This is a genomic window from Stenotrophomonas sp. LARHCG68 (assembly GCF_052871705.1).
This window is the reverse complement of sequence record NZ_JBIXJV010000006.1, coordinates 79000-102462: the sequence shown is the minus strand read 5'-3', so window position 1 is coordinate 102462 and position 23463 is coordinate 79000. Positions and strand designations below refer to the sequence as shown.

Here is a 23463-nt window from a genome sequence, read left to right as displayed (position 1 = left end):
GGATCCTATGACTGGCAGCTACACCCTATCCAGCACCAGTACCTTTACGGTCACTCATGCCCGTCACATTGCGGCCAAAGTTGCCGCAGACTTGAAACGCATGCAGCGCTTCTACGGCGTACCTGTCGATGACAAAATCGCTGCCTATGAAGCCGAAGTGGTCGAGCTACTGAAGGCAGGCTACCTCGGCACCGTCACCTATGGCTTCAAGCGAGGTGACAACTGGATCGAGCCGACGTTGCGTTATACGGCTAAAGACTTGGCAGGCATGTCCGGAACGGATGACGATCCAGGCAAGATCCGACCAGGAGCTGATGTGGCCGGGGCTCACTTCTACAACTATTTGACGTACTCCTCCGCCTGGTTCGCGCTATCGCCGACACAGCGGGAGTCGTTTGAGCAAACTCTTCCCTTTCAACGCAGCGGGGCTGCTGAGCCAGGGATAAGCGGAAGCCTTGTCTCAGACCGCAGCTACTCTGCAGGTGGCAAGGGACTCGATCGTTTCAGTGTCAGGAGCTACTGATGAACTCAAAGCCATCCCTCGACGAGTTGTTTGATCAACGTCGTGTCTATCCGGACATCGACGCTCGTACCCGATTGGATCGGTTGATCGGCGTGGACGATCAGAAGGCCCGTTTATCGAAGATTCTTGGCCTGTTGGTCCATCCGGCAGGACTGGAAACATGGGCCAAGCGCCATCATCCAGGAGCCGAGACTGTGCTTGATACAGTGTTGCGCCGCCCACCTTTGGTCATCCTGTCGGGTGACGTAGGATCTGGGAAAACCGAACTGTCTGAGACCATCGGCGATGCAGTGGCACGGCAGGAGAAGATTGATATCACCCTGTTCCCGCTCAGTCTGGCCACCCGGGGTAAGGGCCAGGTCGGCGAGATGACCCAACTACTTACGATCGCTTTCGATTACACGCTTGCGGAAGCAACCAAGCTGCATGCCCGTGGAAAGAGCACTGGCGGGGTCATTTTGCTGGTCGATGAGGCTGATGCGCTCACCCAATCGCGCGAATCGTCGCAGATGCATCACGAGGATCGAGCGGGGGTCAACGCTTTCATCAGAGGGGTCGATCGTCTGGCGCAAGCGAAGGTGCCTGCCGCGGTGATCATGTGCACCAATCGCCTCAATGCGCTGGACCCAGCCGTACGCCGCCGCGCGGCGGACATTCTGACCTTCAGTCGCCCTGGTGCGCCGCAGCGTCGCTATGTATTGGACAATCAGCTGAAGGCGCTTGGTTTTTCCTCTGCGTTGATTGAGAGCTTGGTGGATGCCACTGGAGCGAAGGCGGGTCAAGCATTGGGCTTCACCTACTCTGATCTTACTCAGCGCTTGATACCCTCGATCGTACTGGACGCCTACCCAGACCGCGCCGTTGAGGGCAGGCGGGCGCTTGATATCGCCCACGCAATGAAGCCGACGCCGGCGTTTCAGGATCAAGGCTGAGTAGATTTCTCGGCGGCTGCGATGTCTATTTCTGAGGTCATTGTGTGCCGCCACCGCTGCGTATAGCAAATTCCCGTTCCAGTGTTTGATCAGGCAAGTGCCCGCTGTTACCTGCATGGAGCTCTAGACGATGTCCCAATGGTCGCTTTCCCAATTACTCTCTTCGCTGCATGAAGATGTTCAGCAGCGGCTTGCCACGGTCCGAAAGACGTTCAATCATCCCGGCACGAAGGGGGATGCCAGTGAGAACGTTTGGATAAGCTTGTTGGATACCTATCTTCCCAAGCGCTACCAGGCCGCGAAGGCGCATGTAGTAGATAGTCAAGGAAATTTCAGCCAGCAGATTGATGTGGTGGTCTTTGATCGTCAGTACTCGCCGTTCATCTTCACCTATGAGGGCGAAATCATTGTGCCGGCAGAGAGCGTGTATGCGGTGTTCGAAGCCAAGCAGACCGCGAACGCGGAGTTGGTGGCATACGCACAGCAGAAGGTGGCAAGCGTACGTCAGTTGCATCGCACCAGCCTCCCAATTCCGCATGCGGGTGGCGTCTATCCGCCGAAGGCGTTGATGCCAATCCTCGGAGGGCTGCTGACGTTTGAAAGTGATTGGAGTCCGGCACTTGGAGCGCCGTTGGAAAAGGCGTTGATGGCGGATCTTGACAGCGGGCGCTTGGACCTGGGATGTGTGGCTGCGCATGGACATTTCTACTTGGATCATGCAGTTGAACGCTACTGCTTTCTCAATGAGGCCAAGCCGGCTACAGCATTCTTGTTCAAGCTTATTTCCCAGCTCCAGTATAGTGGGACCGTTCCGATGATCGATGTTGAGGCCTACGGTCAATGGTTAACGAAGTGATACCTTGGCAATTACACTTAGGCGGCTGACCGAAGCGATTGGCCCGCTGGCCTCCACGTCTAATGTCGCGCGTTCAGACTTGGCTGCAACGCCTGATTGCCTCCAAATCCCTCCCGGGACCCGCCAACACGGCCCCATTCCTGAACCAACAGCCGCCCGCATTTCGCTCGCCCCGAGTTATGTCGATCCCGCTTTGTTCAGGGCGATCCTAGACCCAGTGATGACAGATCCTGAAAAGGCGCGACTTACAGTCGCGTTCTTATCCAGTCCTACATGGTGTTACTTAGCCAGCCGTAGCGGCTGGCCACCCGCGACGACACCTTGGAAGGGATTTGTGATCGTGCCCTGCTCTGCTTCGGATTTGCCGGCGGTGGCCGCCGACGCAGCGAGATCGCCGCGGCTAACTTGCGTCGGATCAGTGACCAGGGCTATATCTACCGACTGGAGCACAACAAGGCAAAGTAGGCCGGCGTCGGCGCAAGTTTGATCCCGGACAAGCCGGTGCTGAATCGGGCCGCAGTTGGTACGGGTTCACCCCAGTTTTCACGGACACTTACAAGAAGGCCGATCCAGGCCATGAGGAGTGTTCATGTCAAAGCGTAGGAAGTTCAGTGCTGAGTTCAAACGCGGCGCAGTTGAGCAGGCGAGCCAGCCCGGTGTCACTTGCGCCCAGGTGGCCCGGGAGCTGGGGATTCGCGACACTTTACTGACCCGCTGGAAACGCGAGGCGCAGAGCCCGGGCTCTGTCGCCTTCGGCGGAACCGGGACACCTCGGGATGAAGAGCTGGCCCGCCTCAAACGTGAGCTGGCGCGGGTGAAGAAGGAACGGGATTTTTTGCGAGAAGCGGCGACGTTCTTTGCAAAGGGATCACCCTGAGGTATCAGGTGGTTGAACGTTGCCGCGATGAGTTTCCGATTAGGCTGATGTGCCGCTGCATGAAGGTATCAGCCAGCGGCTACTACGAGTGGAGTAAGCGTCCTGCGAGCGCCCGACAGGTCGACAATGAGCGCCTGGTGGTACGGATGCGCGAACTGCACGAAGACAGCCGCGGTACGTTGGGGGCCGGTCGCATGCGCGAAGACTTGGTTGAGGAAGGCGAGACTGTCAGCCTGAACCGGGTAGCACGCCTGATGGCGGCCGATGGCCTGCAGGGCTGGCCCCGGCGAAAGCGTCGCGGGCAGCGCGGCAGTCCGGCCGTGACGCCGCCGGGCGTGGTTAACCTGCTTGAACGTGATTTTCTCGCGCTGGAGCCGGAAACCAAGTGGGTGACCGATATCACCGAGATCAAGACCCAGCAAGGCAAGCTGTATCTGTGCATCGTGCTGGATCTGTACGACCAGCGCATTGTGGGCTGGTCAATGCACGCTCGGCAGGACCGTCAGATGGTGATACGGGCTGTGCAGATGGCGGTGTGGCAGCGGCAAGGAAGCGATGAGGTAATCCTGCATTCGGATCGTGGCAGTCAGTTCCGCAGCGGTGACTACCAAGGGTATCTCGCGGCTAACGGGCTGATCTGCTCAATGAGCGCTGTGGGGCATTGCGGCGACAACGCGGCATGCGAAGGCTTTTTTTGGGCTGCTGAAGCGCGAGCGCATCTATCGAACGAGCTACCGTACACTGAATGCAGCAAGAGCGGATGTGTTTGACTACATCGAGCGACGCCACAACCCAAGGATGCGGCGAAGGACCGCCAGGCAGGATCAGAAGGTTGCAACTCTTTTAGAACCGTCCGTGATATCGGGGTAGAACCCGGATCGTGATGTCTTCAATGCGGTGGAGCAATATCTCCGCCCAGGCGATGAATGGGCAGACATGGAGGCGGCCTTCGCCGAAATGGATCCAGACGAGATCATCGACGACCTCAGTCACTTTATGGGTTCGTATGGTGATGATGACTGGGGCGACTCAGGACACCACGACTTCCAGTATGAGGTCGGCCTCCTGGTCGAGCGCCTGAGCACGGAACTCCGAAACTTGCTTGGCCTTTGGATCAGACAGTTGCAAATTCCGACTAAACTTCCGGTCCACCAAACCGTCAAGGTGCTGGATCGGACCGGGGCATTTCTTTCGTTCAACTATACGACAACCCTGTATCTTGCCTACGGCATCCCGCGTGAGCAGATCCTCTACATCCACGGTTGTGCAGATCAAGTCGACCAAGACCTGATTCTTGGACACGGTTGGAAGCCGGAAGATCGACGACCTCTCAACGACCGAGCCGATGTGGCCGAGCTGGACACACGCCTGATCGAGGTGAATGACATCTTGGAGAACTATTTTTCCAAGACCTTCAAGCCTTCTTACGAGCTAATCCGTAGGCACGCTGGATTTTTTGACCGGCTTTCATCCGTCCAAGACGTCTATCTGCTGGGCCACTCATTGTCCGATGTCGACGCGCCCTACTTCGAAGCAATGCCTCGAAACCGCTCGGTGCGCCAAGCAAACGTTCACCTAGCGATCCACAACCCTGCGGAAGAGCCTGACCTCGTGGATCAACTGATTGGCTTCGGCGTTCCTAAGACTCAAATCATAACTTATAGCTGGGCGGAGCTGTGCTCACCACTCTAAGTAATCGACAACCTGAGTAGTCCTTAGCGTTAAGGGCCATGCGCGAGCTTTGCTTTTACTTCCAATAGAGCAAAGTCCAATGTCTGATAGACCACACGGACAGCAGCTGCGTAGCCAACTGCGACCACCAACAGCCCGATGAACGAGATTGCGGCAGCGATGGTTGGGAAGAGACTCGTCTCCAAAACATCCTGAGCAATGGTCGGGGAAAGCACGCGTGCCGTGACAAGCCAGAACAAGGCGCCCCAGAGGATGCCAATGAATACGTTGAACCGTGCCATTCGCTCGGTGGTTTGCGTTTTCACGAGCCGCACCCCAGAGGACAAGCGCTCCAACTCCCCTTGATCTTTCACAAGTCCATCGATGGCGCTTACAAGCTCTCCAATGGACTTTGCCGTGACACCAGCAAGGACCGTCCGAGTAGGAAGGCCGAAGTAGACGCTGATAACGCCCAGCGTCAGTGCGACGAGGATCATGACAGGATTGAAAGCCCGCTCGACAAGGAATAGACCAGCGACAATGATCAACGTAAGGACGAAGATCCAGAGCAAACGCTTCCAGATGATGCCGAGACCACTCATGATCAACCACGGGCCGACTAGGAGTTCCTCTGAAAGTGCTCGTAGCACGTCTTCCTTTGTCCGAAGCGGTCGCCGGTTGACGACCGCGTATTCTGCGAGCCTGACCGCTGACCGGATCTTCTCGAACTCCATTCCCCCTCCTTTGAATCGCCCAGGCTTCTGTAGATACTCTTCAGCCGTTTAGTGCGCACTTCCGTTCAAACTCTATCGGGGATAGCCCACCATTGGAACCGTGTCGCTGGGTCGGAGTGTAAAACATCTCGATGTACTGGGAGACATCGGCGCGTGCGTCATCGTGATTGCTGTAGATCCGCCGCATAATACGTTCGCGTTTCAATAGCTTGAAGAGTCTCTCTATTGCTGCGTTGTCGTGGCAGTTTCCCACCGACTCATGCTTCAGACGATGTCGTGCTCGGTCAGAAGGCATTGCCCGCTTTCGCAGGCTAATTGCATTCCTTGGTCAGAGTGCAGAAGCAATCCTGGATCGGGCTTGCGCCCCCATACCGCAGCGAGCAGCCCCTGTAGCACTAGGTTGGTGTGCTGTGTGGGCCGCGATGAGGTTGAGCAGGGTTTCGGCACAAGCCAGCAGCGCAAGACCATGTGCCCCCCCTACCCCCGATAATTCTTCCTAATCTCCACCCCCACGCAATTCCAGCCACAGATCAAAAGTTGACACTCGCCTTTCTGTATACACAGTCTGCTCATGCGGCCCTTTTATTGATGAGGGCAATTGGGCTAGAGACCCGCGGGCTGGGTTCTTCGCAACACATCTAGGAGCAATAGACCCTGACACTACGTGCTCGGGTTATTTAAGCACCCGATACTTTGACTGTCGAAAAAATCTATAGGTACCGCGCCCAGAGCCTCCTGGATGATCGAAGCAACCCGATTACAAAAAATCTGATTTCTGCCATATACGGAGACCGCCACACGGCGGATGCCCGTGCTCCGCATCCGCTGCAGCAGGTGGATGTCCTGATCACCCAAGCCCCAGCCGTAAATGACGAGCGTCTCACGCTCGCAACCCAGCACCTCTCGGTAGACCGTAGAAAGGTAGTAGCTGTTCCTGATCGAACTCACTTTCTGCTCCCAAGTGCCTTCGCTCACAAAAAGCGGCACCACCTCTTCGCTGCGCCAGCGCGTCAGAATTGATTGAAGCAGACCAGAATCTCTATTGTGGATCTTAAACTCCTGCTCGATTCGGTCACGGCACAACGCTAAATTTCCATGCGGATAGAAAAGAAGCGTTGTTGAGCGTTGCCTATAAATGGGCGTTCTAAACCTGCTCCAATCGTCTTGAAATATTCCTCCTGCACCGAAGCAGTCCTTGATGGCATGTTCGTAATCCTGATCATAGCCATACATCAAGGCCCAATAAACGATGAGATCATAGTTCAATGACAAAACAGTATCGAACCGTTTGAGGAACTGATAGATTCCAGGTAGATTCGCTCTGACTTGCTCGAACTCGGGGTGGATTGCCTGAACGCTCTGGATCAGGCAGTCCCTAACCCCTAAATATGCTTCATGCGTTCGACTGTCCTCGATTCCCAATGATTTATTGACGTTGGATGCCTGCCACACGATGCGCAGGATCAACTCGAAGTCCGTCGTCCTAAAAAAATGGAATAGCCGCTCCACGTCCGAAGCGATAAGCTGGCTTGTTCGCGCATGTGCCAACAGCGAACCGTACGAGAAGCTGGGGTTGACCGCAATGCTGGCTCCATTTCCAAGTATAGCGGTTCCATGATAGTGGTTCGCGATATCCGACCACGGCCTAATCACATAAGTCATAAATGTCAATCCGCTGATTTTTTCTATTAGGGCTTACTTCATGCCCTAGTCCGAAGTCGCTGCCTACCGTGGATTAGTACAAAGAACGTGCCCTGCCCTCGACCGGAAGCAGCAATATCTAAGGAGACTATGAATCGCCCATCCTTTCCTAGACTGACCCGCTCGCTGGCCGTACCACTAGCTACTGATTAAGCCGAATTCGAAGGTTACTGCTATGCCTGCGGTTTTTGACCGGTTGCTGGCTGCGAGGCTTACGGGTGGGATGCGACCGCAGCTGCGGTGTGGACCCACATGTTGTAGTCGCGATGCCAATCGGCGATGTGGCCTCCCCCCCGATAAATCTTCCAAATCCATCTGCCCTGAGTCTGCTTTCGACAGGATGCAATAATCTCAATCTGCGTCGTGCGCCGCATCGCTTCCACTGCTGTTCGAGCATTGAATGGAAGCGGTAAGCGTGGGGAGCACGTGCGCCTTGAGCGCCAAGTCAGCCCAATCGGAAAGACCGGGTATGTTGCGCAGTTGCACCGTGCGCAGCGCAATAGTCAAACGATGCAGAAGTGGCAGAGACCCGGTTTCGACCGCGGCATTCACCCACGCATCTGCGTGTGTCCACGTGCGCGAGAATAGATCGGCCATCCCTTGTGTCGCTGCCTCGATGGGGCCTTGATCGTGGCAGAGGACGCGACCGTGATCGCCGAGGTCGTGAACAAGGTGGCCCAGCCCCTCTTCGTTTGCGCGCAGCAACGGGAAAGGACACTGGCCGATGTTCAGCAGAATCCAGGCATCCATGCGTTGGCTGTCGTCGCCAACTATCGCTGTGGGAAGCCTGGCAAGTTGTCCCAGGATCATCCAGGCCGTCGTATTGCCATGCATGTGCGGGCGATCCGCTCCAAGATCCAGAGCTTTGCCGACGACATCGCCGTGGCGATTAGACAGCCAAGCCTTTTCGCCTTCAATCTTCAGATGAATCAACTGACCATCTGGAGCAGCCATCGCAACCAGCGCGTTTCCGATGGGCTCCTCCGTGGGCTCGATGGCGAGAAGGCCGTCGATGATTCCAGAACTGAATCCGCCCGTTTTCTCCGCCATGCTGCGAATCGCCTGCGCACCGATCACGTCCCCGAGATAGATAGCGGCCAAGCGGTGGCCTAGCCAAGTGCCGGCCTCCTGCGGGTCCTCTGCGGCGCGCCGCGCGAGTTCGTCGCCCGTGGCATCGGCAAGCTCTGAAAGGAATGCGGCAGGAATGGTCGGCACGACGATGTCTTCGCCGCCTGCGTGACGGTAGGTGCGCACGGCACCCCTCGATTTAAGTTCGGCTACCGCATCGCGGGCTTCGTCGGAAAGCGCATCTTGTCGCACGACAAACCCGTTGGCTGCTGCGAGGGCTAGTTCGGCAGAACGAGCGCCCTCATCGGCAAGGGTACAACGCGCAAGCATCCGATAGCCGCGAAGCAAGTCTGCCTGATTGGCATAGTTCCGGCGCGCCGCGTCCACAATTTCCATGCCAAGCGCCGGCGGAAGAAGCAACGCGCTGTTTGGGTCTTGGTGCCGTGGGTTACGGGCGGCATCGTCGTAAATCGTCCGAAGCACCCACGGCGCACGGTAGTCCTCCGCGTACTCCGCGCCCCGCTGGAAGTGAATCTTGTGGTTGTCGAGAGTCTGCTGCGCTTTTCTAAACTCCTCTAGCCCCAAAGGAGCGATCTCGATGAACTCTGCCCTTGCTCCCAGTGCTGTCTGCGTGCGACCGTTTGGAGCCTTGACCAGCCGTTCCGAGCGATCGGTGGTCAGGATGACGTTGAGCTTGTTGCCAGGTCGCAAGCTCGCCAGTTCCTCCAGGTCAGCCGCCATTGACGTGCCAGGCTCCACGTCGTCGATGGCAAGCAAAAGTGCTGGCCCCGCAGGCCCGGTAGACATTCGCCGCAGCCACTGGCGGGCATCGTTCGCGGTGAGATTCCACTCAAGCTCGATAGCGAACAAGTTGGCCAGCGACTGAAACAGTCCCGGCCCTGAGCCTCGCAACATCAGGACGGCCAAGTCTTCACTGTCCCGGGTGCGCAAGGAAAGATCGCGCAGACAACTGCTCTTGCCGCTCTGTGCTGCACCTTCGATGATCGTGAAGGTCGTCCCGGCTTGCGCTGATTTGATCGCGGCGAAGGTACTGAGACGAGGAAACAGCAAAAGCTCGGCGAAGGCGCGATCGGACTGGCCGGGTGGGTCAGTCATCTCGGCCAGGAGCCTTTTCGTTGCAGATCGCACGATGGGAACCCAGACTCCGGTTTCCCTCCCCATCAAAGCTTCGGTCGCCCATCGCATATCTGCCGCCGCCAACTTGGCGGCATTGGCAAGCAGACGGGCTACCGCATTCGCGGCATCTTGCTCGCCGGACCAAAGTTGTCCTGTATTGGCGTCGTAGATGCGGGTGTCGCGCCCGTTCGTGACAACGACAAGAGGTGGTCGTGGCGTCAACTGATTCGCGTAGCTTTGCGCTTGCTCATAGTCAGCATGAGTGAGCGCTAGATCCTCGCGCTTGAGTTCCACCACGGCGAGCGGTCGCCCGTCATAAAAGATGAATACATCCGCGCGCCCGCTTTTCTCCCACTGGGCAGCGCTGTCGAAGTCATGTGTCTCGTGACCGAGCCGCACGGTGAAACGCCGCTGTTCGATCAGTTGCTCGCGGGGAATGTTGGGGAAGGCGGCGGACAGCGCCGCTGCCAACCGGCTTTCCAATTCGGCCTCGGGACGAACGGGGGACGAAGGCGGCTGCGCTTGTTGATTTTTTTTTGTGCGAGACATTGCGACGAGCCCTCAATTCCAGTCACGCAAAGACTTGACCGCGGCATCCACCTTTTTCAGCAGCGACCGCAGCGGCGGGCAGTCGGGATAGTGCTCGCCCAGGTGCTTCTTCGCGTGCGCCAAACTCTGCACGTGACGCTCGCGGTCGGCTTCGGCAAGCGTGCGCGCGAATGTCGAACCGGACTCGTGGTAGTACAAGTCGAAGAACTGCTCATTCGGCAGTTCAGCGTGGTTGTACTCGCGCTGCGTCCACTCGTCGAGTTCACAGCGAATCGCGTTGACCCGGTTGTAGACACCCTTGCGGTGGTAGGTGTCCTTGAGCACCGACTTCAGTAGACGGCCGACATGCGCGTGCGCCTCAATCGGCATCCTTCCCTTCGGACGGCGCTGTGGACCAACGAAGGTCTGGACATAGCCGACGGAATTGGGCTGGCCATTTTGCTTACGCGGCGCCTTCGGCTTGTCCTTCGCAGCAGCAGCCTTGGCAATGGTGCCAGGACTCACGAAAAACGGTGTCATTGGTGCGGATTCTCCGTCCCATGCGGCTTCGACAATGGGTGAAGGCAGCTCGTCCAGCGCCGCCGCGAGGGGTTCCAGCGGGATGCCCTTCGTCTCGTCCGCGATCAGGTATAGACGGGAACCGACATCGGGCGCGTACATGCCCGTCCACTCAGGCTTGACGATGACGAAGCCATGTTCCTTCGCCCAGGTCTCGCGCTCCTGCTCCTTACCTTCAACGGCCCTTTCATAGGGCTCGTCCGCAAAGAGGTAGCGCTTCGTCTGACGGTCATACCAGATGCTGTAGTGGTCGCGGCCAGGAACTGCATTGCTCGACCGCCCACCAGGAAAGGCGCGGCTATGGCTCTTGGATGGACGCAGCTTCGTCGCATCCATGAAATGCAGTGCGCGTGCGGCTGCGCAGACCGCCCGTCGCGCCGCCGACTGCGAACTTTGCAGGTGTTCGCGCGCCAGATGGTCAGGCCCCTCGGCACGGAAATCCACCAGTGCGCGATGGTTCTGCAACTGGAGCGCCGTGATGAGATCACCCCATGGAACGGACAGCCAGATGCTCAGCGTTTCGCGTCCGGTCCCGCCACCATCGCGGTCCTTCCAGTAGGAAGTCAGGAAGACACAGTGGCCGGGGCGAGAACGCTCCGTCTTGGGGGCGGCGCGCAGCACATTGCCCGCATGGCGGAAGTTCTGGAATCCCGCTGCCTGCGCGGCGGCATCCAAGGCTTGCGTGTGCTGGATGCCCCGCTCGACCTTGAGCGATTTGGCGAGGCGTTTGATGCCGTCCATCGTGGACGGCCGAATGGCTTCACTCGACATGACAAGTTCTCCGGGTTCATGGCGAAACGTCACCCGTCTGCCGCTTCTCGAACCTGAACATGGCATGCGCAGGAAGAGAGGGAGTTTGCCGGCAGTGCTGTCAACAGCTTTGCTATGACGGGTGGCAGGCTCCTGCCCGAAGCCTTGCCAGCAGCTTATCACGTACCTGAGACGGTTGAGGTGGCCTAAAGCTTCTATCCGCATGCCGCGCCGTAATACAACAAAGTCTCCAGATCCTCGACCAGCAGTACCTTCAAGTTGTGGATTCCCTCAGCATGCATTTGCGTCGGAAGTAGTTCCCTCCGCTACCCCCGATAAACATCCCTAATCTCCTTGTGCGACGGGTATCCGCTTTTGGCCAGCGACGGATACTGCGCAATGCGGATGCGGGCGTACCGCTGGTCAGGGGTTGCAGGCAGCGTACATTGTCACCAGGGGGTTGACGGAGCTTCCCTGTCTCCCCGGCGAAAGCGTGCATCGTTTCCAGCTTGCTCACCGCAACGGTCAACCACTGAGGTATGGGCAATGAGTCATGCCCTATGTTGTCGGCTGAGCAGGTCGCTCGCTGGCGCTGAGCGACCGCCAGCATCGACATGCAAGATGCCCCTAAAGCCGCTCGTTTCCTGTAGCGACTACATGAAGTACGGCTTGTCGCCGTCGCTTCCCGGCTTGTTCACGCCCAGATTTGCGCCAATGTGGCGAGCCGGGTTGACGATGACCTGGCTGATCAGGTCACCCACGCTCCTGCGCGAGACCACGGTGCCCTTGAAGGGCTGGCCCTTCTCCGTGGTCTCGTAGTCCACCTCGTCTTCGTCGGTCAGCCAGGCTGGGCGCAGGATTGTGTAGTCCAGCCCGGAGGCTTCGATGGCATCGGCTGCGCGTCGGAACGGTTTGAGATCCTCGCCAATGATGGCGTTGTTCCATTCGCCGAACTTGCCAGGAACCTCATCGTAGATGCCTAGCGAGAGAACGAAGATCAAACGCTTGACGCCTGTAGCCTTCATGGCCGCGATCACCGCCTGGGCCTGCTTGTCCAGATCTTCGCCCGTCAGGTTGGCGTAGACGATGTCCTGTCCTGCAATTGCGTCCTTGAGCACCTTCTTGTCCAGAACGTCGCCGATGACCACCTTCGCGTTGGCCGGCTCCTTGCCCGTCAGTTTCTTCGGGTCACGTAGAAGCAAGGTCTGCTGAACTTGCGTTTCGGTGGCGAGCGACCTGATGACCCACTGGGCGATCTGGCCACTTGCACCCAGGATGAGAATGTTCTTCATGGCAAAAACTCCTTTGTTGTCAGGCGCCGATGTAGGCGCCGTTGTCCACGACCAGAACCCGGCCGGTTACGGCACGCGATAGATCGCTGGCCAGGTAGAGAATCGCGTTGGCCTGGTCCTCGGGCTGGGTGAACGGCAGGGATTGGTCCGTGTGCTTTGCGATATAGGGAACCATCGTCGATCCCCCCGTGAGCTTGCCTGCAGCCCGGTCGCGGGCCATCGGCGTATCCGTGTTGCCCGGTGCCACCGCATTGCACCGGATACCGGTGCCTGCAAAGCGGACGGCGATGTTGGTGGTCATCGCATTCACCGCTGCCTTCGTTGAGACATAGGCCATCCCGCCCAGTGGCAGCGATCCGTTCACCGACGTGACATTGACGATCGCGCCGGTGCCGCGCGGCATGAAGTGCCCGACTGCCTCGCGGCAGAAGCGGAACACTCCGGCATAGTTCACTTGCACCACTTCGTCGAAGTGCTCGTCGGTGTACTCTTCGATGGACATCATGTCGCCATACCCGGCGTTGTTCACCAGGATGTCGACGTGCCCGAAGGCTTCGATCGCCTTTGCAAACACACGCCCGGGCGCTGCGGGATCGGCCGAGTTCGCCACGATTCCCAGCGCGTGGCCGCCACTGGCCTGGATGTCCTCCACTACGGCATCAAGGCTGGCCTGATCGAGGGCCGTAAGGACGACGCTGGCGCCGTGTTCGACCAACAGCTTGGCTGTGGCCAGCCCGATACCCTTGCTGGCGCCGGTGATGATGGCGGTCTTTCCAGACAGGAGAGCGTTCATGTTCACTTCCTTTGCGTGGCGGTTGGTGGCGTGCCGATCTGTCACAGACGGGCCTTGAAGAACGGAACCACCTGGGCCATCGCAATTGCCACCGGTTCCGGCTTGTCGTACAGGTCGTAGTGCGACCAGCCTTCGGCAACGACGATCTGCTTGTGCTCGGAGGCTGCGCGGCTGTAGATCTCCCAGCCATCACGGTAGGCACCGAAGCCACCAGGCTTGTCACCGATCACCACCATCAGGGGCTGGGTCAGCAGCACCTCGGCGTTGAGGAAGGCATCCCACCCCATCGCCGCGCCGCTGAAGGACATCAGCTGGCTGGTGGCGCCATTGGGCTGCTGGCCGCGAGCGGTCTTGTAGTACTCGGTGGCTTCCAGTACATCGATATCGGTGATGCCTGCAGCCTTGCCCGCTTCAACTGAATCCGGCAACAGGTTGGCTACATCACGCACGGCACCCTGCGCCTGGGCCGTGCGCATACCGGCGATGTTGGCTGCCAGCTCGCGCGGCTTGAACTGTGCGAAACCCTCGCGGATAAGACGGCCGTAGTTCACGCCGGTGATGGATACCAGCGCCTGGATGCGGTGGTCAGTGATGCCCGCATGGATGGTGTAGGCTCCCCCGCCGCAGACGCCGATGGCGCCGATGCGGCCGGCGTCGACATACGGCAGCGACTGCAGGTAGTCGACGGCGAAACGGATATCCGAGACGCGGATCGACGGATCTTCGATGAAGCGCGGCTCGCCGCCGCTGGCACCCTGGAAGCTGGCGTCGTGCACCAGCACCACGAACCCCTGCTCGGCCAGGCCCTTGGCGTAGATGTTGCCTGCCGTCTGTTCCTTGCAGCTGCCGATCGGATGTGTGCTGACGATGGCCGGATACGTCTTGCCTTCGTCGAAATCGGCCGGAAGGTAGAGGTCGGCTGCGATCTGCCACCCCAGGTTCGGATAGCTGACGGTCTTGATGGAAATGGTGCTCATGGTGTTCTCCTGGGTCAGTTGCGGCGCTGTCATATGTGGCGGCAGCGATAGGCCGGCCGGATCAGGCGGCGCACGGGTGGTTCACTTCAGACGGCTCTGGAAGAACGACGCCAGTACCGAAACAGCTTCGTCGACGTAGTTCGGCACGTCGTACAACGACATGTGGTTGGCCCCTTCCACCACGTGCAGTGCCTTGTCCTTGCTTGCGGCCCGCGCCAGCAGGTCATCGCTCATCCACTTGCTGCCCGCCACGCTGCCGGCGACCGCCAGGATCGGCTGGGTCAGGAATGCCTCGGCCTTGTTGTAGGCGTCGTAGGTGATGATCTGGTTGAGGTTGCGGGTCAGCGCGAAGCCCGGGGCGTTGGGATGCTCGGCACGCGGGGTGTGGTAGTACTCCCATGCCTCGCGCAGTTCGGCATTCGGAGCATCTTCTTCGCGCAGCGGTGCCAGCGGGATCGTCGCGAACTCGCCAGAGGCAATGTCGGAGGTGCGCGCATTGGAGCCGAAGTCCAGGTAGCCGACGGCATCGGCGTCCTTGACCGTGTTCTCCCAGCCGTTGCGGAACATCTGGCCGATATTGACCGCGCTCACCATGCCCAGTGCCTTGATGCGGCGGTCGTTGATGGCGGCGTTGGCGCTGTAGCCTGCACCCGCGCAGATGCCCATGGCACCGATCCTGTTCGCGTCCACATACGGCAGCGTGGTCAGGTAATCGATGACCGCGCTCACGTCTTCGGTACTGATGTACGGATTCTCCAACTGACGCGGCTGGCCGGTGCTGGCACCTTGGTAGGAGCGGTCAAACGCGATGGTGACCAGGCCCGCTTCGGCCAGCTTCTTCGCATACAGGCCAGCCGTCTGTTCCTTCACGCCGCCACCCGGGTGGGACACCACGACTGCGGGGTACCTGCTGGATTCGTCAAACCCCTCGGGGAAGTACAGGGTGGCCGCCGTGGTGACGCCTTGGCCATTGAGATTCTTGAACGTGACGTTGCGCATGTGCGTGCTCCGCTATGGGGATGAGGTTGCCGGCGCTTGTGCCGACGAAGCCCATCCTATTGACCACATTGGGCCGGATAAATAATCTTCCGAACACATGAGCCGTAAGTAGAGCTAAACAATGCCCATCGAACCCTCGCTCGTCAGCTCCCTGACCTGGTTCGCCCATATCGCTCGGCACCGCAGCTTTACCAAGGCGGCCACCGAGATGGAGATCACCCGGGCCGCTCTCTCCCAGCACCTGAAAGCACTGGAAGAACGGCTGGACGTCAGGCTGCTGCACCGCACCACCCGCAACATGTCGCTCACCGAGGAGGGGCAACAGCTGCTGGACGTGCTGCAGCCGGCACTGAGCGCGATCGAACGGGCGGTGGAAGAGTTGGGTGAAGTCCATGCGGAACCCTCCGGCGTGATTCGGATGAACTCTTCGCGAATCGCTTCACGCCTGCTGCTGGAACCGCACATGGGGGAGTTCCTGGCGCGTTACCCCAAGCTCCGGCTCGAACTGATCATGGATGACGGCTTCTCCAACCTGGTGGCCAACGGCCTGGACGCCGGTATTCGGTTGGGTGAGAGCCTGGATGAGCACATGGTGGCTGTCCCCGTCACACCGCCTTTGGAGATGGCGATTGTCGGTTCACCTGCCTATTTCGATCGGCACGGCGTACCGGAGAGCCCCGCGGACCTGATCGGTCACAACTGCCTGGCTTACCGGTTCACGTCCAGTGGCACGATCGACCACTGGACATTTGCGGCGCCCGACGGCGAGGAACGCAAGCTGGTGTTCGAGCCGCAGGGCAACGCGGTGTTCAACGACGACGACAGCATGCTGCGCGCCGCGCTGCAGGGGGTGGGACTGATTCGTCACATCGACCTGTGCGTTCGCGAGCACCTCGACAGCGGCGCGCTTGTGCGCGTCCTGGCGCCGTGGTGCCGACCCTTTCCGGGCTTCTTCCTTTACGTGCCATCACGCGCCCAGATGCCAGCGAAGGTCCGGGCGTTGATGGACTTCCTGGTGGAGCGGCGCGAGCAGTTGGCCCCTCCCCAGCCCCGGCGTGTCGCCGCCGAGGACCGTCGCGTGAGGAGACGGCACGGCAGCCGGCGCAAGCCGGTAGCGGGCGACTGAGGAGTACCCGGCTTCGACCAGAAGGCGATAGCCACCCTACCCCCGATATGCATCCCTAAACCCCTACCTTGTTCGAACTTGCCAGGGTTCCACCCTGCTTTCACGGACGCTTGGGTCGATGGTGGCCTCGGAAGTGGGATCGCCACTCGATAGGCTCGTCCCTGGCGAGGTAGCAGTTCACCAATGAATCCAGTAGCCGGCTGATCACCTGGCACGTGTCATCCGGCAAGCTTGATCGAATCTGTGCGGCCTTGCGGCGGGAGTGGTTCATCGCGTGAATGCCAGGAAGATCGACTCGATGCAAAGGAAACGCCAATAGCCGAAGCCACTGGTATCGGTCTACCATCGCCAGCTACGGAACCAACGGCTCACCGCCGATGCAGAACGACCCGACCCGACGCAGCCTGTGTACTGCACTACTCACCGCAGGTGCCGGACTCATCGTGCCTGGCGTGCGAACAGGCAACCGACAGTCGGGGAATCGCCAATCCCTGACTGACCTTCTTGAGGCCGAACACCAGCCGGGATTGGCCGCGGTCGTGGTGGACCGCGGGGAGATAACCGGAATAGGTGCAGTGGGACGGCGCAATGATGCCAGCGATGCGCGGGTCGTGCGGCATACCGTGTTCGAAATTGGTTCCATCACCAAGGTGTTCACCGCCTTGCTGGTATTCCGGCTCCGCCAACGGGGCCTGCTTGATGTGGAAGCCCCCATAGGCCGTTATGTGGCAGCCCTGCCAGCGACATGGGAGGCGATTTCCCTGTCACGGCTGCTGAGCCATACGTCCGGCATTCCGAACTACCTCAACGAGGGCAACTTTCTCGAGGTGATGCCGACCGATCCCGCGCCCAGAGAATTATTGAAGATGGTCGCGCAAGCGCCTCTCGACTTTGCTCCGGGAACACGACATGCCTATTCCAACACCAACTACATCCTGCTCGGACTCGCCATTGAGCAGGTGACGGGCGCGGACTATTGGCAATTCCTGCATGACGAAATCCTGGGTCCGCTGGACATGCGCGATGCCGGGCCTCGCCGCGCCGGCGACCGCCGCAGCGTCGCCCAAGGGCACCTCTACCAGAATGGCCATTGGCTCGATCCACCCATCACCGCGCCGGGCTCCGCGTGGGCGGCCGGTGGACTGCTCGCCAGCATCGAGGACATGGCTCGCTTCGCCATCGCGCTGGACCGGGGCAAGCTGTTGCCCCATGCCCTGTTGCACCAGATGTGGCGCAATACGTTACTTGCCGACGGTACCAAGGCAAGTTGGGGCGCTGGCTGGGAACTGACTGACGGCGGCCAGGTGGTGGGCCATGGCGGCGGAACGGCAGGCTTCACGGGATACCTCCGCCACGTTCCTTCGCTGCGGCGAACCGTTGTGGTGCTCATCAATCGTGCTGGAGACATCAGCCCGCCGGGCATCGCCGAGCGTCTGGATTGGCGTTCGCGCAGATGCAAAGCCAGAGCCGACCGGCTGCTGTCTCACCCTCGATAACACTTCCTGATAAGCGTCGTTAGTTCAATCTGCCACGTCGTGGCCACTACGTTCCTTCTCGAAGCATTGGTGTGATAGAACAAGGGCTTCCCGCGGCCCGGCCGTACCCGGCGAGAAGCACCAGAAGCACGATGACTCCAATCGAACAGTTCCACAAACAGATATGGGCCGCCCTCGGCCCGGTGGACGAGGCTGCCTTCGAGGCGATTGCCGCGCAGCCGCCGAGTGATGCGGAAGTACAAGCGGTTGAGGCTGTGCTCGACGCCACGCTCCCGCCCGAATTCGTCGCCTTCTCGCGGAAGAGCAATGGTTTGCTCGTCGTTGCCCGGACCGAGCTCTGGCCGGAGCCGGAGCTCTACTCAGTCGGCCCTGCCTGGAAGTTCTGGCGCGGCGTCATGCTGTTCGGCTTTGATACCGGGGACCTGCCCGAGTGGGCCAGCCTCACCACGGCGGCGGCGGCGCTGCGCGACCTCGAGGTGAAAGGCGTTGCCCCGGTCTTCAAGGTGCTGGGTGACCACGACCGGATCTGGGGCGTGGACCGCGATGGCGGCGCGGTACTGGTCATGGATGGCGAAGTACAACGTCTGGATGCCCCGATCGTTGAACTTTACGCTGCGGAGATTGCCGAGCTCATGGACCGGCAGCAGGAGTACGTCCGGACAGCCCCGAAGCGGTAGCGTGCGTGGGGCCTGCGGAATGGCCGGCGTTCACAAATGCGGGGTTCCGCGTCGGGCGGGAAACCGCCCTACCCGCTCAACGTTGGATCAGAACGCCCGTGTCGGCGGACACAGCTGCCGGGTGCAGTTCTGTGACGAATCACGAAAAGGCCGTCGTACCTTCCGCCGCCGCGCGCCGGCGTGGCCCGGCGCGCGAGGTATTGCCTTCGGTTGCTACGGGTGCCATCAACGCCCCGCCGGCGCCGCCTCGATGGACACCGGCACGGTGGTGAGCTTGCTGTCCAGGGCCTGCACCACTTCGGCGGTGAGGTCGTTGGCCATGTTGCCACCCAGCACCACGTTGCGATCGAGCAGCAATCCGCAGTTGTGGCGGGCGTAGACCTGCACGATGAGCGGTTGCGCTTCCTCGGAGATGCGCTGCAGGGCCTTCACCCGTGCCTGCTCGATCTGGCGCGCCTGTTCGGCGGCCTTCTGCTGCAGGGCCTGGTGCTTCTGCAGGCCGGCGCGCTGGGCGGCGGTCAACTGCGACTCCTGCACCGGGGCACCGGCCAGGCCCAATGCCTGCAGTTCGGTCGTGAGCGTTGCCTGCTCGGAGCCAAGCTGTTCCTGCGCCCGTGTGGTCAGGCGCTGCAGCTGCTCGGTGACGCTCAGGCCTGCCTTGGCGTTGGCGAAGATGGCCTCACGGCTGATCATGCACACGCCCTGCACTGCCGACCCGCCCAGCGGCGGGGTGGCGGTCTGGGCGTGGCCGGCCAACGGCCACAGGGAGAGCAGCACGACGCCGGGCAGGAGTACGCGCGTGATGGAATTCATGGGATATCGGTTCCTTCGGAAGTAGCGGTCCGGCCAGGCGCTTGCCCGGCCATGTCGGTATCAGTTGCCGCGCAGGTCAGCGAAGCGCGCCAACGACAGCAGGTGCGAATGCACCCGGGCCAGTGCGCCGTTGCGGTGCCAGTCAACCACGGTCTGCTCGGACAGCTGGGCAAACGCCTCGGGCGAGACCACCGAGAAGCCGGTGAGCGTCGATTGCCCCCCCTCCGGCAGGGTGATGTTGGCGGTGCGCTCGATCAGCAGGCCTTCGGCCGCCAGTTGGCCGACGAACGCCTGCGTTGCCGCGCTCTCGCGGGTGAAGGCTTCGCAGAACCGCAGCGCCTGGGTGGTGAGCTCGGTCGGCGTGCTGCCCTCGAACAGTGGCTGCCCTTCCTCACCCCCGGTCGCCACCATCGGCGCTTCGGCGTCGATGGCCAGTGCGTAGCCGCCGGGCTCGTCCACTTCGGCGAACACGAACGGGTAGCGGCGAACGTAGGCCGGCACGTAGGTGTCCTGCCGCCAGGCGTCTCCATCGACGAACTGGTTGCGCTGCTCCAATCCCAGCACGGCCACCGGGGTGTATTCCGGCCCGGCGAAGACGATGGGATAGTGGCGCGCGGCGGCGTCGAACTCGCCGATCATCAACGGCACCGAGTTCGAGCCGGCGGCAAAGGCCACGCCGGCAGGCTTGATCCGCCATTGCGCATGGACGTCGGTACTGAGCAGCTCCGGCTTGCGGTAGAACAACGGCCACGCCGCAGCGTGGGGTGGCTGCGGGCCCGCAGTGGTCGTGGCGGGCTCGCGTTCCTGGACTTCAATCGTCATGACTCTGGATTCCTTGCGTTCGGGCGTCTGCCCATCAATGTCATTGCCCTGCGATCACCTGAGGTGATCCGGCACATGTCGCCGTGCGGGGTTCCTGCCCTTGCCTGCCTGCACGCACCCCGCACAGCCCAACCCGTGCTGTAGCGGATCCTCATCCTGCCCGGATGGCTGCCCGTGCATGGGTGCGTGCAGGCAGGCCCGCTTGCGCCGTGCCTGCTTGCGTGTGGCGGTCAGAACTTCGCGTTGACCTCCAGCTGGAACACATCGATGGCTAGCGGCGGCCCGGATACTTCCTTGGCCGAGAACCAGCTGCCGGTCAGCCAGGCCCGCTTGTCGAACAGCCACGATGCACCCAGGTAATAGCCCTTGGCGTTGGTGCCGCCCAAGTGGAAGTCCGAGTCGTTGTAGCCATCGGGCACTGCATCGGCTTCGACACGGCGGTAACCGAGCCATGCGTTCCAGTTGCCAGGCTGCTTGAGCGCCAAGGTGCCGAAGGTCGCCTGCAGCTGCCATGCGGTGTCGCCGCTGTCGATGTCGCGCGGGCCGGCGATGCCACTGGCCGGGAGGGTCAGGTTGGTGACGATGCCGCCGTTGGCACGCGCCCACATTTCCCCCGGATCGTAGGCAAGGTTGCGGATCCAGTTGCCGTCCAGCTGCAGGCCGTAACCGTTGAACGCCGGCACGGTGTAGCGCAGGTTGACGTCCACCAGCTCGAACTCCGAGGCCAGCCCCACGTACTGCGGCTGCGGCGTGTTGGCCGGGCTCACCGGGTCCAGCGCGATGTTCCGCAGCAGCATCAGCGTGTTGCCCTTCTGCATGAACTGCGGGCGGGTCCAGTCGGTGCTGCAGAAGGTGTCGCCGGCATACAGCGCGCACGGCTCGGAAAGCTGGCCGGTGATGCGGCGGAAATCGTAATAGGCCAGTGCACCGCGCAGGCGATGGTCCTCGTTGAACGCCCACTCCGCGCCCACCTGCAAGCCGTTGAGCCACTTGTCGCGGCTCTTCATCTTCTCGGTGCTGGTGCTCGGGAAGCTGTCGCCGGAGTATTCCAACGGGGTCAGGCCGAGCGTGGCGAATACCGTCAGATCGTCGCTGGCGAAGCGGTCCTGGTACTGCACCGAGACGCCGTCGAAGTTCAGATCGTTCGAGAACAGGGCCTCGGTGGACCAATACGGGTTCTCGAAGCGGCCGCCCACCACGCGCAAGGCATCGATGGGCGTCCATGCAATCCAGGCCTGGTCGATCCAGGCGTCCTTCTTGGCCAACCCGCCCCCGAGGGTCTGGGTGGTGGAGACCGGGCCGTCGTCGTTGCCGGTGGCCAGGCGCACACCGCCCTGCACGTGCTCGCCCAGGTCGGCGGTCAGGCCCAGCCGTGCGCGTATGCGCCAGGAGTTGTTGCGGTCCTGGCGGGTATTGAGCAGCGGCGGGTACGGCAGGTTGGTGTTGCGGTTGACGTCATAGCCGTTGCCGGCATTGATGGCCGCCCAGTTGACCTGGATGTTGCTGTTGCTGTCGGAGTACAGGCGCGACTCGTTGCGTACGCGCACGTCGCCCTCCAGCCGGATCCGCTGCGTCCATTCCGGCACGGCGTCCGGCGCGGCCCAGCGTTCGTCCCTGGCCTGGGCCATGACTTCGGCCTTGACCTCTTCGCGGATCTCGTCGCGCACGGTCTGGGGAATGTACGGAACGCGCACATCGCCCGGCTGTGCCTGCGTCGAGGCGGCGGTCGCCTGCGGCTGTGCCTCGCGACGCGCCTCCTCGATCAGCAGGTCGCCGGCCTCCGCGGTGAGCGCCCCGCTCCCGACCAGGCTGCGGATCAGCTTGACCATGGTGCTGTCGCCGGCGTGTTGTGCCTGCGCATTGCCGGCCAGCAGGGCCAGGCTGATCGCGCCCAGCAGCGCCGTGCGCCGGAGCACGCTGGCGGTGTTGCGTTGTGCTGCAGTTGTCATGAAGGTTCTCGCGATGGGGAATTCTTGGATTGGCGGAGTCATGCCGCTGGCCTCCTGCCCTGCACCAGCACGCGGGCCGGGAAGGTCAGCGACGCCGGTGGCTGCGTGTCGAGCCGGCCATGGCTGCGCACGGCTTCGAGCACGGCCTGGTCGGCCTCGCTGTTGCCACTGCTGCGCACCAGCTCGGCGCGGCTGATCGTGCCGTCGCGCTCCACCCAGACATCCAGGTGCATCTGGAAGGCCTCGCGGCGGACGCGCTCATTGCGCGAGATCGCCTGCTGCAGCACATAGCCCAGGTAACGGCCGTAGCTGGCATTGCCCGCGCCACCGGCACCGGTCCCGGACATGCCGCCGCCGGCGCCCTTCTGGATGCCGAAGTTGTCGGTGCCTGCCTGCGCGTCGGCGTCCATGGTCACCGGGTCGGACGTGTCCGGTTCCGGGGCCTCGTCTTCGGCCGGTGTCGGCGCTTCGTCGAGTGGCTCCGGTTCCGGCAGCGGCTCTTCCTCGGGCTCGGGCGCAGGCTCGGGCTCGGGTTCCGGCGGGGGGGGCGGAGGCGGCGGAAGCATCAGCATCTGCGTGTCCGGCACCGCCCGGCGGGTGGTCGCCGGTTCCTTGAACAGCAGGTACCAGACCAAGCCCGCAAGTACGGCAACCACAACGACGCTGCCCAGCGCCGCCGGCAACCACGCCGGCAATGCCCCTCGCCGTCCATCGGGTTTCTGGGAATGGGTGTTCACTGGCCATCACCCCTGTGGCTTGCCGGTCACCAGGCCGACCTGACGCAGCTCGATCCGGCGCAGCAGGTCCAGGACCTCGACCACACGCGCGTACTGCACCTGCGCGTCGCCGCGCACGATCACCGGGAAGTCCGCGTTGACCGCCTTTTCCTGGCGCAGCCGCTGTTCCAGTTCCGGCAGTGTCACCGGGTAGGCATCCAGGAACACCTGCCCGGCGGTATCGATGGTGATCGCCTTGGTCTGCGGCTTTTCCAGCGGGATGCTGGAGCTGGCCTTGGGCAGGTTCACCTCCAGTCCCGGGATGGTCGCGTTGCTGGTCAGGATGAAGATCACCAGCACCACCAGCAGCACGTCCACGAACGGCGTGACATTGATGCCCTTCTCCCGCTTCTTGATGCCGAATGCCCGCTTGGCCATGACGTCCTC

Annotated in this window: 20 protein-coding genes and 3 pseudogenes; 9 read left to right on the top strand and 14 right to left on the bottom strand. The window is 61.3% G+C overall.

All coding sequences use genetic code 11. The annotated features are described in order from the left end of the window. Positions 1-7: 7 nt before the first annotated feature. The 6 genes and pseudogenes from ACIPR8_RS16940 to ACIPR8_RS16915 all read left to right on the top strand — a co-directional run bounded on the left by ACIPR8_RS16940 (position 8) and on the right by ACIPR8_RS16915 (position 4880). Positions 8-523, top strand: a complete 516-nt coding sequence (locus tag ACIPR8_RS16940) for an HORMA-1 domain-containing protein (RefSeq protein WP_446541773.1) — start codon at positions 8-10, stop codon at positions 521-523. After that, entirely contained in the window at positions 523-1455 is a 933-nt protein-coding gene (locus ACIPR8_RS16935) for an AAA family ATPase (RefSeq protein ID WP_446541772.1), read from the top strand. Before ACIPR8_RS16940 ends, ACIPR8_RS16935 begins: the two co-directional genes overlap by 1 nt. Before the next feature lie 130 nt (positions 1456-1585). Continuing rightward, complete coding sequence (locus ACIPR8_RS16930) at positions 1586-2311, top strand: DUF6602 domain-containing protein (RefSeq protein WP_446541771.1); 726 nt, start codon at positions 1586-1588, stop codon at positions 2309-2311. A gap of 300 nt (positions 2312-2611) precedes the next feature. Then, a pseudogene (locus ACIPR8_RS16925) lies at positions 2612-2773 on the top strand (integrase); the annotation flags it as partial. Between the two features lie 127 nt (positions 2774-2900). Further along, positions 2901-4058, top strand: a pseudogene (locus ACIPR8_RS16920) (IS3 family transposase). Between the two features lie 27 nt (positions 4059-4085). Continuing rightward, positions 4086-4880 (top strand): bacteriophage abortive infection AbiH family protein, encoded by a 795-nt coding sequence (locus tag ACIPR8_RS16915; protein WP_446541770.1) that lies wholly within the window; start codon positions 4086-4088, stop codon positions 4878-4880. A gap of 29 nt (positions 4881-4909) precedes the next feature. On the opposite strand, the gene ACIPR8_RS16910 is transcribed toward ACIPR8_RS16915, so the two are convergent. From ACIPR8_RS16910 to ACIPR8_RS16870, 9 genes and pseudogenes are all read right to left on the bottom strand, one after another. After that, entirely contained in the window at positions 4910-5593 is a 684-nt protein-coding gene (locus tag ACIPR8_RS16910) for a hypothetical protein (protein WP_446541769.1), read from the bottom strand. A gap of 40 nt (positions 5594-5633) precedes the next feature. Then, positions 5634-6019: pseudogene (locus ACIPR8_RS16905) on the bottom strand (integrase core domain-containing protein); the annotation flags it as partial. A gap of 234 nt (positions 6020-6253) precedes the next feature. After that, positions 6254-7255 (bottom strand): DUF4917 family protein, encoded by a 1002-nt coding sequence (locus ACIPR8_RS16900; RefSeq protein ID WP_446541768.1) that lies wholly within the window; start codon positions 7253-7255, stop codon positions 6254-6256. Positions 7256-7645: 390 nt separating this feature from the next. Then, entirely contained in the window at positions 7646-10048 is a 2403-nt protein-coding gene (locus ACIPR8_RS16895; RefSeq protein ID WP_446541767.1) for a type I restriction enzyme HsdR N-terminal domain-containing protein, read from the bottom strand. A 12-nt stretch (positions 10049-10060) separates the two neighbouring features. Next, a complete protein-coding gene (locus tag ACIPR8_RS16890) occupies positions 10061-11377 on the bottom strand; it encodes a DUF5623 domain-containing protein (protein WP_446541766.1) in 1317 nt (438 codons plus the stop codon). A 632-nt stretch (positions 11378-12009) separates the two neighbouring features. Continuing rightward, complete coding sequence (locus tag ACIPR8_RS16885; protein ID WP_446541765.1) at positions 12010-12648, bottom strand: SDR family oxidoreductase; 639 nt, start codon at positions 12646-12648, stop codon at positions 12010-12012. A gap of 19 nt (positions 12649-12667) precedes the next feature. Then, complete coding sequence (locus ACIPR8_RS16880) at positions 12668-13441, bottom strand: SDR family NAD(P)-dependent oxidoreductase (protein WP_446541764.1); 774 nt, start codon at positions 13439-13441, stop codon at positions 12668-12670. Positions 13442-13482: 41 nt separating this feature from the next. Continuing rightward, a complete protein-coding gene (locus ACIPR8_RS16875) occupies positions 13483-14418 on the bottom strand; it encodes an alpha/beta hydrolase (RefSeq protein WP_446541763.1) in 936 nt (311 codons plus the stop codon). Positions 14419-14499: 81 nt separating this feature from the next. Beyond that, the gene (locus ACIPR8_RS16870) at positions 14500-15417 is read right to left on the bottom strand and encodes an alpha/beta hydrolase (RefSeq protein ID WP_446541762.1); all 918 of its coding nucleotides are present in this window, start codon (positions 15415-15417) and stop codon (positions 14500-14502) included. Between the two features lie 121 nt (positions 15418-15538). Here ACIPR8_RS16870 and ACIPR8_RS16865 point away from each other — a divergent pair, with 121 nt between their 5' ends. From ACIPR8_RS16865 to ACIPR8_RS16855, 3 genes are all read left to right on the top strand, one after another. Further along, on the top strand, positions 15539-16543 hold the full coding sequence (locus ACIPR8_RS16865) for a LysR family transcriptional regulator (protein ID WP_446541761.1): 1005 nt from the start codon (positions 15539-15541) through the stop codon (positions 16541-16543). Positions 16544-16920: 377 nt separating this feature from the next. After that, complete coding sequence (locus tag ACIPR8_RS16860; RefSeq protein WP_446541760.1) at positions 16921-18039, top strand: serine hydrolase domain-containing protein; 1119 nt, start codon at positions 16921-16923, stop codon at positions 18037-18039. A 131-nt stretch (positions 18040-18170) separates the two neighbouring features. Continuing rightward, a complete protein-coding gene (locus ACIPR8_RS16855; RefSeq protein WP_446541759.1) occupies positions 18171-18716 on the top strand; it encodes a hypothetical protein in 546 nt (181 codons plus the stop codon). Between the two features lie 225 nt (positions 18717-18941). On the opposite strand, the gene ACIPR8_RS16850 is transcribed toward ACIPR8_RS16855, so the two are convergent. The 5 genes from ACIPR8_RS16850 to ACIPR8_RS16830 form a co-directional block, all read right to left on the bottom strand. Continuing rightward, positions 18942-19529 carry an OmpH family outer membrane protein gene (locus ACIPR8_RS16850; protein ID WP_446541758.1) on the bottom strand — a complete coding sequence of 196 codons (588 nt, stop codon included), beginning with the start codon at positions 19527-19529 and terminating at the stop codon, positions 18942-18944. Between the two features lie 60 nt (positions 19530-19589). Then, positions 19590-20351: a SapC family protein gene (locus ACIPR8_RS16845; protein WP_313256018.1), complete on the bottom strand. Its 762-nt coding sequence runs from the start codon at positions 20349-20351 to the stop codon at positions 19590-19592. Positions 20352-20581: 230 nt separating this feature from the next. Beyond that, positions 20582-22300 (bottom strand): putative porin, encoded by a 1719-nt coding sequence (locus tag ACIPR8_RS16840; protein ID WP_446541757.1) that lies wholly within the window; start codon positions 22298-22300, stop codon positions 20582-20584. A gap of 38 nt (positions 22301-22338) precedes the next feature. Continuing rightward, the gene (locus tag ACIPR8_RS16835; protein ID WP_313256021.1) at positions 22339-23037 is read right to left on the bottom strand and encodes an energy transducer TonB family protein; all 699 of its coding nucleotides are present in this window, start codon (positions 23035-23037) and stop codon (positions 22339-22341) included. Positions 23038-23043: 6 nt separating this feature from the next. Further along, positions 23044-23454: an ExbD/TolR family protein gene (locus tag ACIPR8_RS16830; RefSeq protein WP_192285713.1), complete on the bottom strand. Its 411-nt coding sequence runs from the start codon at positions 23452-23454 to the stop codon at positions 23044-23046. Positions 23455-23463 lie beyond the last annotated feature (9 nt).